The organism is Ensifer sp. LC163, from assembly GCF_001695855.1.
Classification (GTDB): domain Bacteria; phylum Pseudomonadota; class Alphaproteobacteria; order Rhizobiales; family Rhizobiaceae; genus Ensifer.
This window is the reverse complement of sequence record NZ_MBSS01000001.1, coordinates 66496-78955: the sequence shown is the minus strand read 5'-3', so window position 1 is coordinate 78955 and position 12460 is coordinate 66496. Positions and strand designations below refer to the sequence as shown.

14 protein-coding genes are annotated in these 12460 nt (G+C 62.5%); 4 read left to right on the top strand and 10 right to left on the bottom strand.

Translation table 11 applies throughout. The features are described from left to right. Positions 1-389: 389 nt before the first annotated feature. Together BC360_RS00390 and BC360_RS00385 are read right to left on the bottom strand one after the other, a co-directional pair. Positions 390-593, bottom strand: a complete 204-nt coding sequence (locus BC360_RS00390; protein WP_065783401.1) for a hypothetical protein — start codon at positions 591-593, stop codon at positions 390-392. Positions 594-704: 111 nt separating this feature from the next. Further along, positions 705-1025, bottom strand: a complete 321-nt coding sequence (locus tag BC360_RS00385) for a hypothetical protein (protein ID WP_139109851.1) — start codon at positions 1023-1025, stop codon at positions 705-707. Between the two features lie 113 nt (positions 1026-1138). On the opposite strand from BC360_RS00385, the gene BC360_RS00380 reads away from it, so the two are divergent. Continuing rightward, a complete protein-coding gene (locus BC360_RS00380) occupies positions 1139-2062 on the top strand; it encodes a LysR substrate-binding domain-containing protein (protein ID WP_065794220.1) in 924 nt (307 codons plus the stop codon). A 63-nt stretch (positions 2063-2125) separates the two neighbouring features. Beyond that, positions 2126-2779, top strand: a complete 654-nt coding sequence (locus tag BC360_RS00375) for a VIT1/CCC1 transporter family protein (protein WP_065793860.1) — start codon at positions 2126-2128, stop codon at positions 2777-2779. Positions 2780-3154: 375 nt separating this feature from the next. Here the strand turns inward: BC360_RS00375 and BC360_RS00370 are convergent, their stop codons facing one another. From BC360_RS00370 to BC360_RS00335, 8 genes are all read right to left on the bottom strand, one after another. Continuing rightward, positions 3155-5227 carry an ASKHA domain-containing protein gene (locus tag BC360_RS00370; RefSeq protein ID WP_065793859.1) on the bottom strand — a complete coding sequence of 691 codons (2073 nt, stop codon included), beginning with the start codon at positions 5225-5227 and terminating at the stop codon, positions 3155-3157. Between the two features lie 161 nt (positions 5228-5388). Further along, on the bottom strand, positions 5389-5736 hold the full coding sequence (locus tag BC360_RS00365; RefSeq protein WP_065783398.1) for a hypothetical protein: 348 nt from the start codon (positions 5734-5736) through the stop codon (positions 5389-5391). Between the two features lie 47 nt (positions 5737-5783). Continuing rightward, positions 5784-6086 carry a hypothetical protein gene (locus BC360_RS00360; protein WP_065783397.1) on the bottom strand — a complete coding sequence of 101 codons (303 nt, stop codon included), beginning with the start codon at positions 6084-6086 and terminating at the stop codon, positions 5784-5786. A 45-nt stretch (positions 6087-6131) separates the two neighbouring features. After that, positions 6132-7097, bottom strand: coding sequence for a methyltetrahydrofolate cobalamin methyltransferase (locus BC360_RS00355; RefSeq protein ID WP_065793858.1), 966 nt, complete (start codon positions 7095-7097; stop codon positions 6132-6134). Between the two features lie 99 nt (positions 7098-7196). Then, the gene (locus BC360_RS00350; RefSeq protein WP_065783395.1) at positions 7197-8288 is read right to left on the bottom strand and encodes a methylenetetrahydrofolate reductase; all 1092 of its coding nucleotides are present in this window, start codon (positions 8286-8288) and stop codon (positions 7197-7199) included. After that, a complete protein-coding gene (locus BC360_RS00345; RefSeq protein ID WP_065793857.1) occupies positions 8285-8893 on the bottom strand; it encodes a methylenetetrahydrofolate reductase C-terminal domain-containing protein in 609 nt (202 codons plus the stop codon). The genes BC360_RS00350 and BC360_RS00345 overlap by 4 nt, the downstream gene beginning before the upstream one ends. Then, positions 8886-9188: a virulence factor gene (locus BC360_RS00340; RefSeq protein ID WP_065793856.1), complete on the bottom strand. Its 303-nt coding sequence runs from the start codon at positions 9186-9188 to the stop codon at positions 8886-8888. Before BC360_RS00340 ends, BC360_RS00345 begins: the two co-directional genes overlap by 8 nt. 259 nt (positions 9189-9447) lie before the next feature. Beyond that, positions 9448-10251 (bottom strand): formyl transferase, encoded by an 804-nt coding sequence (locus BC360_RS00335; RefSeq protein WP_065793855.1) that lies wholly within the window; start codon positions 10249-10251, stop codon positions 9448-9450. Positions 10252-10654: 403 nt separating this feature from the next. On the opposite strand from BC360_RS00335, the gene BC360_RS00330 reads away from it, so the two are divergent. Continuing rightward, positions 10655-11137 carry a methyltransferase family protein gene (locus BC360_RS00330; RefSeq protein WP_065794217.1) on the top strand — a complete coding sequence of 161 codons (483 nt, stop codon included), beginning with the start codon at positions 10655-10657 and terminating at the stop codon, positions 11135-11137. A 172-nt stretch (positions 11138-11309) separates the two neighbouring features. Beyond that, positions 11310-12302, top strand: coding sequence for a DUF1254 domain-containing protein (locus BC360_RS00325; protein WP_065793854.1), 993 nt, complete (start codon positions 11310-11312; stop codon positions 12300-12302). Positions 12303-12460: the final 158 nt, after the last annotated feature.

Sequence of the window (12460 nt, the reverse complement as noted above, 5' to 3'; positions counted from 1 at the left end):
TGCGACATTGACATGGAAAGCCGCGACCGCAAAGACATTTCGCATTGCGACATGGGGTGAGGAAGCCGCTGCCAAGCGGGCTTTGCGGCTTTTGTAAGGAATGCGACAGATTTACCGGCGCGGCTGACGTAATCTGACAAGAAACGCCAGGGGTGCGTAATTTTCGAAAAGCACGCCTTTGGGTTGTGTTTGCCGATTGCGACGCCGGAATGGTGAAAGGGCCAGGTGTCGGTATCGGACAAATTCTCGCAACGAGCGGTTCAGGGCGTTTTGCCGCTCGTCGGCATCCGTCAAGGCCGGAAAACAAGAAGGGCACCGCCTTCTCGACGATGCCCTTCAACGGTTCGCACTCGGGGTCTTGGGTCCCCGTCGACAGAGTATGCCGTCGTTCATTGTTCCGTCTTGTGCACCGCATCGTCGACGGAGGGAAAGCCGATGTCCTTCAACGTGTCGTAGGACAGGTTTTCCAGTGCACGTTCGTTGGCATAACGCTTCCAGGCGGCCCAGGCGCGTACACGAAGATTGAAGAGACCCGGGATGGACGAGTGGGAGGATGCCCGCTCCGAGGTCTGGGATAGCTGGATAGTAGACATTTCAATAGTAGACATTCATGGCTCCTTCTGAGTGCCTCAGAGGTCGCGACCACGGTCTATATGTGTCGCAACCCTAATCATCATTCAAACGAATATGTTTGATGTTTTTCATCAAACATAGTGATCAATCAGCGTCTCGCCAAAGATGACGTCGTTACGGACCCGCTTGGGCAGTTTCGCCAATTCGCGGTAGGTTTCCACCCGATTCCGGGCGATGCGTTTTGCCCGTCGTTTTCGTGCAATGCCGTCGATCAGCGATTGCACGTGGGAGAGGAGCGACAGCACGAGATCGCCATCGGGATTGGCCTGTCTGGCAGGCAGGGCATCTGCCATGCGCACGGCATGTTCCGGAGTGCGATTCATCTTGGGCATCACCTTGCTCACGCGCTGGATGTCCTGCGGGGCAGCGAAGACCATTGTTGTCGCGGACATGGCTGGTTTCCTTCCTTACCGTCCTTGCAACTTGACTATGGGTCTTCGTTGATGTTCAATCAAACGAAATGGATTGAAGCAATCTGTCAGTTTTATTGAACAAGGATGCCGCCATGAACATGATGATGCGCCACGCGCTTCCGCTCCTGGAAATGGATGTGTTGAAGACTTTTGTCGCCATCGCCGAGACCGGCAACTTCACCACCGCGGCCGAAACGGTCTACCGCACGCCGTCGGCGGTTTCGATGCAGATCAAGAAGCTGGAAGAGCTGCTCGGCTGTACGCTCTTTCTTCGCGACGCGCGCTCGGTGTCGCTGACGCCGAAAGGGGAGATGCTGCTGGGCTTTGCCCGACGCCTGCTGGCGCTCAACAACGAGACGGTGTCGCGCTTCCTGCTGCCTGACATGAACGGTGTCGTGCGCGTTGGCGCCCCCGAGGATGTCGGCGAGCGCATCCTGCCCGATGTGCTGAAGCGTTTTGCCGACTCCTATCCGAACGTCACGGTCGACGTATCGATCGGCATGAGCGGCGCCATGCGCAAGCGCGTCGATGAACATCGCCTCGACATCGCCATCTTCAACAGCCTGACCGATATCGCGCCGAAGAACGGCGAGATCCTGATGCAGGAGAAGCTCGTCTGGGCCGGCGCCAAATGCGGCAATGCCCATCTTAGGGATCCGCTGCCGGTGTCGATGTGGGAGGATGGCTGCGTCTGGCGGGCCGATGCGGTGGAGAAGCTGTCGCGCGCCGGCCGCAGGTTCCGCATCGCCTTCCTCAGTGCCTATACGACCGGGCAACGGGCTGCCGTGCTCGCCGGCCTCGCCATCGCGCCGCTGCCGCGTTATCTCGTCCACGGCGAGATGGTGCAGCTTGGCGAGCGCGACGGCCTGCCGGACCTTGGCCACTACGATATCGGCCTGCAGGTGATCGACAGTGCGTCGGCGCCGGTGCTGGCGGTGGCAGATCACGTTCGCGAAGCCTTCGCCGAACTGAGGATGCAGTCGGGAGAGGTGCGGCTTGCGTCGGCGGTTGCCTGACCAAGCGGCCGGCTCCGGCCCTCTCGTCATTCGTTGACCTGCGCACAGGGGATATGGCGTGCCATGGCGACCGATGACCAGCCGCGCCCCGTTCTGGATCCGATCGATCGCCTGTCGGAGATCGTCTTCGGGCTGCTGATGGCGCTGTCCTTCACCGGCACGATGAGTGTGGCGGTCGGTGGCGGCGAGAAAGTGATGGCGGTACTCGGCGCCGCTTTCGGCTGCAATCTGGCCTGGGGCATCGTCGACGGCGTCATGCATGTGCTGACGACCGCGGTGGAGCGCGTCAAGCGCCGCGGCTTGATCGAGACGCTGCGGCGCGAGCCTTTGCCGCGGGCGCGCGAGGTGTTTTACGAGAACCTGCCCGACAATGTCCGATTGGTTGCCTCAGAAGCCGAAGCGGAAACGCTGCTGACCAGGGTTCGTGCGCTGCCGGCCCACGATCATCAACCGGTCGTGACCCGCCGCGACCTGCGGGCAGCGCTCGCCATCTTCGCGCTTGTCGCCATTTCGACCCTGCCGCCGAGCATTCCGTTTCTGCTGATCGAGCGCATCGACCTTGCCATGCGCGTCTCGAATGCCGTCGCGCTGGTGATGCTGTTCGTCATCGGCGCCCAGCTTGGCCGCTACATGGGGCGAAGCCCCTGGCCGATGGCCTTTGCCATGGCGGCGATCGGTGGCGTCCTTGTTACGGTGACGATCGCGCTTGGTGGTTAGAAACGGCGTGACTTCGCGCAATCAGCGTCAGCGCCAAGGCAAACGAAGCGCGCGCTTCGCTCGATTCCGAATCCGGCTGGGCGGGGCTGTTGGGGGCGTTTGCGACGAAGGCTACGTGGAGCGATGCGGGGCTCGAATTGGCCGCAAGAGGTCGTGTCCGCCCCTCATCCCGCTGCCGCGACCTTCTCCCCGCGAGCGGGGAGAAGGGATATGCCGCGCCCGCTCGTATCCCCAGCTACGTTCGCGACTCCCGCGAGGTGAGCGCGTTCCCTCTCCCCGCTTGCGGGGAGAGGGTTAGGGTGAGGGGCAAATGAGCGTAGCGGGCGTGAGGTCGAAAGCCGCAGCGATTACCGGACTGCCGCGCGCAAGAGCGATCTACTCGCGGCTGCGCCGACGGCGACGGCCGCTGCTGTCGCCATCATCCGCGGTCACCTTGCGCTCCGGCAGGGTGACGACCGCAGACAGTTTCGGGAAGGCGTCGACCTTGTTCGGCATCGCCATGGCATTGATGAAATGCTCCTGAAACTTTGATTCAAGAGCCGTCTCTATCTTCTCGATTTTGCTGACGGTTTGCTCGATCTCGCGGCGGTGGCCGCGGTTGAGCAGCGCCATCAGCGCGCCGGTGCCGGCCGCATTGCCGACGGCCTTGACCTCATCGAGGTCGCAGTCCGGGATCAGGCCCAGCACCATGGCGTATTTCGGATCGATGAACGAGCCGAAAGCGCCGGCAAAACGGATGGTGTCGACATGGTCGATATCAAGCTTTTCCATCAGCAGCTTGATGCCGGCATAAAGCGCTGCCTTGGCGAGCTGGATCGCGCGGATATCGTTCTGCGTGACGGTGATGCGCTGGTCGCCCTCATGCAGCAGATAGGAGAAGGTGCGGCCGTTGGGGATGATGCGCGGGCTTTTCGCCGCCATCGCGCCATCGACGACGCCGTCCTGCGAGATGATGCCGGTCAGATACATCTCGGCGACGATCTCGATGATGGCCGAGCCGCAGATGCCGGTGACGCCGACGGCAGCCGCCGCCTCGGCAAAGCCGTCCTCGTCCGACCATTTGTCGACGCCGATCACCCGGAAGCGCGGCTCCAGGGTTTCGGGGGCGATGCGCACGCGCTCGATCGCGCCGGGCGCCGCACGCTGGCCGGAGGAGATTTCAGCCCCTTCGAAAGCGGGACCTGTGGGCGAGGAGGCGGCAACGACGCGCTGCCTGTTGCCAAGGACGATTTCGGCATTGGTGCCGACATCGACGAGCAGCATCATCTTGTCCTGCCGGTACGGGCCTTCAGACAGGGTTGCGCCGGCGGCGTCGGCGCCGACATGGCCGGCGATGCAGGGCAGCATGTAGAGCCGGGCGCCGCGGTTGACGTCGATGTCGATCTCGTGTGCCCAGTATTGCAGCGCGCCGGAGACGGCGAGCGCAAACGGCGCCTGGCCGAGTTCGGTCGGGTCGATGCCGAGGAACAGGTGGTGCATGATCGGGTTGCCGACGAAGACCATGTCGAGGATGTCGTGGCGGTCGACCTCGCCTTCGGCGCAGACCTTGCCGATCAGGCCGTTGACTGCCTCGCGCACCGCTTTGGTCATCGCCTCGCGGCCATCGGGGTTCATCATCACATAGGAAACCCGGCTCATCAGATCCTCGCCGAAGCGGATCTGCGGGTTCGAGGCACCGGAAGACCCAACGATGCGGCCGGAGAGCAGCGACACCAGATGCATGGCGATCGTCGTCGAGCCGATGTCGCAGGCAACGCCATAGGCCTCGTTCTTCAGGCCGGGCCACAGGCCGACGATGAAGGGGCGCGAGGAATCCATGTCACGGTGGATCGCGGCGGTGACGGCCCAGTTGCCTTTGCGCAGGATGCCCTGGATCTGCGGGATCAGGTGCGGTGCGATCAGCAGGTCCTTCCAGCCCCAGTCCTTTTCCAGCATCACCTTCAGCCGGTCGAGATCGCCAAGCGGCTTGTGCATGTCGGGCTCGTCGACCTCGACGTAGCAGAGCTGGACGGCGGCGTTGCGCTCGATCACCCGGTCGCTTGCCGCCTTGCGCACCACCTGGGCGTTGATGACGGTGTCCTGCGGCACGTCGACGACAAGATCGCCGAGGATCTGGGCCGAACAGGAGAGGCGGCGTCCATCGGGCAGCTCGCGCACGGAGGCGTAGCGCTGCTCCTTCGGCCCGACAGGCGAAATATGGTCGTTGGAGGAGATGATCTTGTGCTTGGCGAAGTTGCCTTCCTGCACCTCGATCTGACAGCGCCCGCAGGTGGCGCGGCCGCCGCAGACACTTTCGACATAGACCCCGAGCGAGCGGGCGGCATCGAGAACCGGAGTGCCGACCGGGAAGCGGCCGCGCTTGCCCGACGGCATGAACAGAACGAGCGGATCCTTACGCGCGGCTTCGGTCATGTTGGTCTCGATTTCGGAAGTGCCTTCGATGCGCATTCTGTTCTGTCTTTCCTCAGGGCCGCTTCTGCCCGATGGACCGAAGCATGGGTAAACGGCTTCAGACTGCACCGGAATGCTGCCTGATAGTTGTCAGATCCCGACATGGAAAGATCTGCGAGCATCATTTCGTCAGGGTTGCGCTCGCTGGGCCTAGTCGTTCACGACGTCTTGCGCGACAGGCGCCGTGCATTGCCGCGCACGCGCTTGCCGTAGGGCTTCAGCGCGGCGGAAGCGACCGCCGTTCCCCCCAGGCCAAGCGACGCGCCTCCGCCGGTCATCAGCCGCACCATATTGTCGAAGGCAGCGCGCCACAGCGTCATGTTCACGGCCATGGCGCTTTCGGCGGTGGCCGCAATCTTCTCGGAGACCATGCGGTTAAACTCGGTCGAATCCTGCGTTTTTCCGGTCAAGGCCGCCATCTGCATTTCGTGCAGCCGAAGCGCGATCACGAAAGGTGCCTCGAACCAGAGTGTGAACGTGTCCAGGTGAAGTCGGCGCGTTGTCATCGATGATCCCTACTCTTGTGCCGCAACAGCGGCGGTCGGATGCCTGACTATGATGCCGTGCTCAGTTTCACGGCAGCGATTGCCCAGGCAAACGCTGCGGTCATTGTTGTCGAGCCCACCCAGAAAAGGACATTCGCGACCCGTTTCTGAGAGGCAGGGCTGATCTTGTTCGCCGTTAACGCAACAAGCATGACGGCAAACAGCGCGAGGTTTGCGAACCCGACTGGCAGAACGTAGGTCCTGAGTGCACTGTAGAACCTTTGAAACTCGTCTGCATCCCTAAAGAGTACGTATCTGGCGATGATGACAACGAGGCCAGCGATGGCAACCTCGCGCAGATACTTTCCCATGACTGTGTCGCCCCCTTCAGATGCGGTCCGACGCCAAGCGAAGACCTATTCGCGGGCCGCAGCAACGCCGGTGCGCGCAGCGCGGCCGCCACGGCGTCCGCCGGCTGCGGCGGCGACCGGAGCGGCTGCAACCACGTGACCGCCCTCGGCCGGCTTGTGGTCGCGGTAGGTCTTGATCCAGTGGGTGCAGTTCGGGTCGGTGCCGTTCAGGACGTTGGCGGCGCGCACGGCCTCCATCTCCTGCGGGCGGCAGGGGTTCATGATCGCCGATGTCATGCCGGCGCCGATGACCATGGGGATGAAGCCGGCATTGATGCCGTGGCGGTGGGGCAGGCCGAAGGAGATGTTGGAAAGGCCGCAGGTGGTGTTGACCTTCAGCTCTTCGCGCAAGCGGCGCAAGAGCGCAAAGACCTGCTGGCCGGCTGTGCCCATGGCGCCGATCGGCATCACCAGCGGATCGACCACGATGTCATGCGGCTTGATGCCGTAGTCGGCGGCGCGTTCGACGATCTTCTTGGCAACGGCGAAACGCACGTCAGGATCTTCGGAAATACCGGTTTCGTCATTGGAAATGGCGACGACGGGGACGTCGTACTTCTTGCAGAGCGGCAGGATCGCCTCGAGCTTTTCCTCTTCGCCGGTGACGGAGTTGACCAGCGGGCGGCCCTTGGCGACGCGCAGCGCCGCCTCGATCGCAGCCGACACCGAGCTGTCGATCGACAGCGGCACATCAACGAGGCCCTGAACGATTTCCAGAGTCTTGACCAGGAGCGGCGGCTCGGTCTCGTGCGGGTTGACGGCGGTGACGCCGGCATTGACGTCGAGCATTGTCGCCCCGGCGGCGACCTGCTCCAGCGCGTCCTTGATGACGGTGTCGAAGTTGCCCTCGATCATTTCCGCGGCCAGCTTCTTGCGGCCGGTCGGGTTGATGCGCTCGCCAATGACGCAGAAGGGCTGGTCGAAACCGATGATGATTTCGCGGGTTGCGGAAGCGACGATGGTACGGGTCATGTAAGATCCTTTGATCCTGTGGCGTCGGGTTTCGTTATCTCACCCGTTGGTCGATGGAGGCGGCCGGACGAGCCGGTGCCGGTTGTGTCTGCAATTGCCTCAGTGGGGATGGTGGGCGGCGGCCTCGGCCATCTCCTGCTGGTTTTCTTCCTTGCCTTCGCGAATATGCTCCAGCCGTTCGGCCACCAGCGCATCGGCCGGCAGCGTCTCGTGTTTCCACGGCTGGCGGCCCTTCAACACGCCCGATTCATGCACGATCTCTGCGACATATTCTTCCTGGCGATAGGCCATGACGTGGACGCCGGAGATGCCTTCGATCTCCTTGACCTCGTTGATGATGTCGATGCAGAGCTGCTTGCCTTCCTTCTTCTGGTCCTTTGCGCCCTCCAGCCGCGTGATGATACTGTCGGGAATGTGGATGCCCGGCACGTTGGAGCGGATCCAGCGGGCGGTCTTGGCTGAGGCCATCGGCCCGACGCCGACGAGGATGAAGCATTTTTCGTGCAGGCCGAGATCGCGCACCTTCTTCATGTACTCGCGGAACATCGGCACGTCGAAGCAATACTGGCTCTGGACGAACTGGGCGCCGGCCTCGATCTTCTTGGCCAGTCGATAGGGGCGGAAGTCGTAGGGCGGGGCAAAGGGGTTGATGGCGGCGCCGAGAAACACCTGCGGCGGCGTCGTCAGCTTGCGGCCCGAGAGGAACTTGGAATTGTCGCGCATGATGCGCACGGTTTCGAGCAGCGACATGCAGTCGAGGTCGAACACGGGCTTGGCGCCCGGCTGGTCGCCCGCCTGCACGCCATCGCCGGTCAGGCACATGACGTTCTGCACGCCCATGGCCGAGGCGCCGAGCACGTCGCCCTGGATGGCGATGCGGTTCTTGTCGCGGCAGGCGATCTGCATGATCGGGGCATAGCCCATGCGCGTCAGGAGCGCGCAGATGCCGACTGACGACATGTGGCAATTGGCGCCCGAAGCATCGACCGCGTTGATGCCGTCGACCCAGCCGTCGAAGATCGCCGCGCGCTCGTAGACGTCCTGCGGGTTGGCGCTGTCGGGCGGGTTGAGTTCGGCGGTCACCGCGAATTCGCCGCGGCGCAACACGCGCTCGAGCCGTCCGCGCGAGGAGTGGCCGGGCAACGGATCGAGCGGCGCGCCGGGGTCGTGTGGGTTGAAGTCGGGGCTCATGCCTGGTTCTCTTTCGCCTGAGCTTCGCGGTTGGCGGCTGCTTCCGCCGTCACCCGCAGCCAGGAAGAGGTTTCGCGCAGCGACTGGTTCACCGGCTTCTGCACGTTCATGATCGCATCGCCCTTCACCATGTTCTGCGAGCCCTTCCACGCCTGCACCCAGACGCAGGGCATATCCGGCTCGACCTCGCAATTGCCATTGGCCCGCACGCCGCCGCAGGGGCCGTTGCGCAGCTGCTTCGGACAGTTCATCGGGCAGGACATGCCGGTGGACGACAGCGCGCACTGGCCGCACATGCGACAGTCGAAGAGGAAGCCCTTGACGTGGCGTTCGACGAAGGTAACGGGTCGCTCCACCCTGTTGTAGCCGATCGCCTTCCACAACGGATGCAACAGCAGGAACATGTCGGCGAAGCGGTTGTAGAACCATTCGAGGAAGCGCGAATGGCGCACCGCCCAGAGGCGAACGGTATATTTGTGGCGCGAGCGGCGGCTGGGAGAGACGCCGGCCGGGGTATAGGCACCGGTCGCGGCCTTGGCCGCCGGTGCGGCGTTGCCCTTGAGGATCTTCGTTTCTATTGCGCTTGCGACCTTCGGGTCAGCCATTGTCGCGGCCTCCTGCCTTGACCAGGGAGACCAGGCGCTCGCGGTCATAGACGGCTTCCAGTTCGGCGGCCGCACGGTCGGCTTCCGCCTCCAGGTCGTCGGATACGGGCTCAGGCTCGGCCTTGCGCCATTCGGCGAGGTAGTCGTCGGTCTCGGCGGCACCGGTGCGCATGGCGCACATGTCGATCGCCTCGGTGAAGCGCAGCGAAAGCTCGCGCTTTGCGGTCGTGCGGCCCCGTTTGATGATGACCTGGGCCGGGATGTCGCGCCAGTAGACGATTATGCGATCTGCCATCGGGTGTCGTTCTCCTCTTCCTGCGACAATGCTTATGTCCCGGCGTCGTGGCTCACCTCGCCACGACGTTGGATATGTCCAAAAACGACGCCGGCGTAGAACGTTGAAAACACCCAGCACTCTACGCGTTGCCGCGCTGCGGGCAAGCCCGAGGTGCGGTAAGTCTATGCATTGAGGAGTGCTAGAAATTTCAGGTCCTTAGGGGCCTCAGGCGGCCACATGCGGCGCGATGGAAACGGCCAATCTGCGCCTGGTTTTTCTACCAGATGCCGCGCCGAATTCCATTCCGGAGCCATGTCCAGATCGGCGGGTGATACCATTGTTGCGACGGGCCTGCGACATCGAGCGTGCGCAGCCGGCCCTTGAGCGCATCGTCGACGGCAGCGATGGCGATGTCGGTGGAGGCTGCCGTCTGCAGCAGCGGATAGGTATGCACGGTATCGCTGCGGGCAGGCGTCTGGCGCGACTGGTAGAGAATGCCGCCGGTATCGACGCCTTCGTCGACGAGATGCACGGTCGCGCCGAAATTGCCGACGTCGTCGTTGATCCGCGCCCAATAGCCGCCCATCAGCCCGCGATAGCCGGGGTTGATGCCGGCATGGAAATTGACGACCGGGCAGGGGAGCGCCGCAAGCGTCGCCTTCGTCAACATGCGGCAACTGATCAGAAAAACGACATCGGGTTCGAGCGCGCGGACCTGCGACGCGGCCTCGTCGTCGTTGACGGAAACGATCTGACGCACCGGCACACTCGGATCGGGCGTGCCGGATACGCCATAGAGCCTCAGAATTTCTTTCGCTCTCTTCCGGGTAAAGCGCTTGCCGAAGCGCGAGGCGATCATCGTCGCCAGCTGCCCGACGGCGGTCGGCCAGCCGAGTTTTCGCGCCCGCCGGCGCAGGAAGAGGCCCTTGGATTCCGGCCGTTCCTGGAGAACGACGATATCGTCGAAACGCGCCGCCAGCGCATTGATCATGATCCACGGGTTTTCACCGCCCGCCGTCACCACGACGACGCGGCCCGGGCGCGCGCCGGCGGGTAAGGTTTCGTTGGCAGCGTCGGTCATTGCCGGCCCTCGATGCGGTGTGGTTGCATCAGATATGGCCGCTTGCGCGTTACCGGCGGCTTAATGGCCGGTCTGCTGGAGCAGATGCCCACGATTGACCGCTTATGGTCCCGAAGCCGCCCCACATTCCACGATCCAGAAGGACCGCACGGGTGGCAAGCGGAAGTTCTCATGTGACCGCTTAATCGGAAAACGTGCACCCAAATTCCGTCGCTTCTCTGAAGCTGACATTTGCATAGCGAGAAGTGTCGGCCGAATTCGATCCTCTCGCTGTCCGCGCCTCTCTGTCTTCAAATCTCCTTCGAAGCGACGTAAACTTCCACCGGTGGAGCGGCCCTGGCAGATATAACAAAACACGCTCTGCGTGCGCCAGAATTCAGGGGCCGAGGATCGGATGGGCGGCATGAACCAGGCGACCGGGAATTTGCGCGACAGTTCAGGCGCGGCGGTACGGCCGCCGATCGCCTGGGCGCTCGCGGCGATCGCCGGGTTCGCGCTCGACTGGCTCTATCCGCTGCCATTCCTGCCCGCGGCCGTGCCGGCCGGCTGGCTCGGCGGCATCGTCTTCCTCGCCGGCCTGGCACTGCTGATCTGGGCGGTGGCAACCTTCCTCCGCGCGGGGACGCAGATCCAGACCACCCAGCCGACGACGACGATCGTCGACGAGGGCCCCTACAGCTTCACGCGCAACCCGATCTATATCGGCATGTTCCTCGGCCTCATCGGCCTCGCCGTCGCCTTCGACAGCCTTTGGCTCATCGTCCTATTGGTGCCGTTCTATCTTGTCATCCGCTACGGCGTGGTCGCCCGCGAGGAGGCCTATCTCGAGCGGAAGTTCGGTAACGCCTATCTCGCCTACAAGGCCCGCGTCGGGCGGTGGGTGTAGCGACGAAGAGGGAGGCAATCTGCTTGAAACCGAACGACGGGAACGGGGCCTAAAGCGGCCATTGCGGCCCTACTGCCTTTAACGGCTTGCCTTCGCGATACGTTCATTTAGGGTCGGTTGCAACCAGGAGGGTATCGCGATGAAATTCCCAGTGCGGTCGATATTTGCATTCATGATCGCGGCGTCGCTTCACGCGAGCCCCTCCTTCGCACAAGAAACAGTTCCGGTCTCGGTCGACAACTTCTCCCGGGCCGAAACCGACGTGACGATGGCCGCCTACGTGAAAGAAGGCGCGCTCGGCAAATTCATGCATGCGCGAACACCGCCCTCGGTTGACGACCAGAAGGTCGTCAGGATGAATCGGGACACGCTTTATTCCTTCGGCGTTTTCGACCTTGACGCGGGACCGGTCACGCTGACGCTTCCGGACGCGGGAAAGCGTTACATGATGGCGCAGACCATCGATGAGGATCATTTCACCCGCGACATCGCTTACGCGCCCGGCTCCAAGTCCTATACGAAGGATGCCATCGGCACGCGGTATATGGTCGTGATCATACGCACGCTCGTCGACCCGCAGAGTGAGGGCGACATCAAAGAGGTCCACGCGTTGCAAGATCAGATCAAGGTCGAGCAACAGGCGGCAGGCGAGTTTCAAGCCCCGAACTGGGATCCGGTTTCACAGGCGAAGGTCCGGGATGCGTTGAAGGTATCGGGCTCGACCCTGTCCGGTTCGGATCGCATGTTCGGCTCGAGAGAGGAGGTTGATCCGATTCGACACCTGATCGGGGCCGCAATCGGGTGGGGAGGCAATCCTAGCTCCGCAGCGATCTACGTGACAGCAAAACCCAAGGACGAGAGCGGCAACAGGATCGAAAAGATCACCGTGAAGGATGTGCCGGTGGACGGGTTCTGGTCCATCAGTGTCTACAATGGCAAGGGGTTTTTCGAGAAGAACGATCTTGACGCCTATTCGATCAACAACGTGACCGCCAAGCCGAATGATGATGGAAGCATAACCGTGCAGTTCGGAGGGTGTGAGAAAAACACCGTCAATTGCATCCCGATCATGAAGGACTGGAACTACACCGTCCGGCTGTATCGTCCGCGCGCTGACCTGTCGGAGGGAAAATGGACGTTCCCGGAGATGGAACTGTCGAACTGATGCACTACAGCGCCGCGCGTCTTTTAAGACGCGCCAAGGTTGCTGTAACACTTTGAATTGCTGCATAATTTCTTAAATCGATTCCGATTTAAGAAATTATGCATTAGGACAGAGCCCTCTTGCAGACAGTCGCGTTGTGGGCCGCTCAAAAGCGAGTA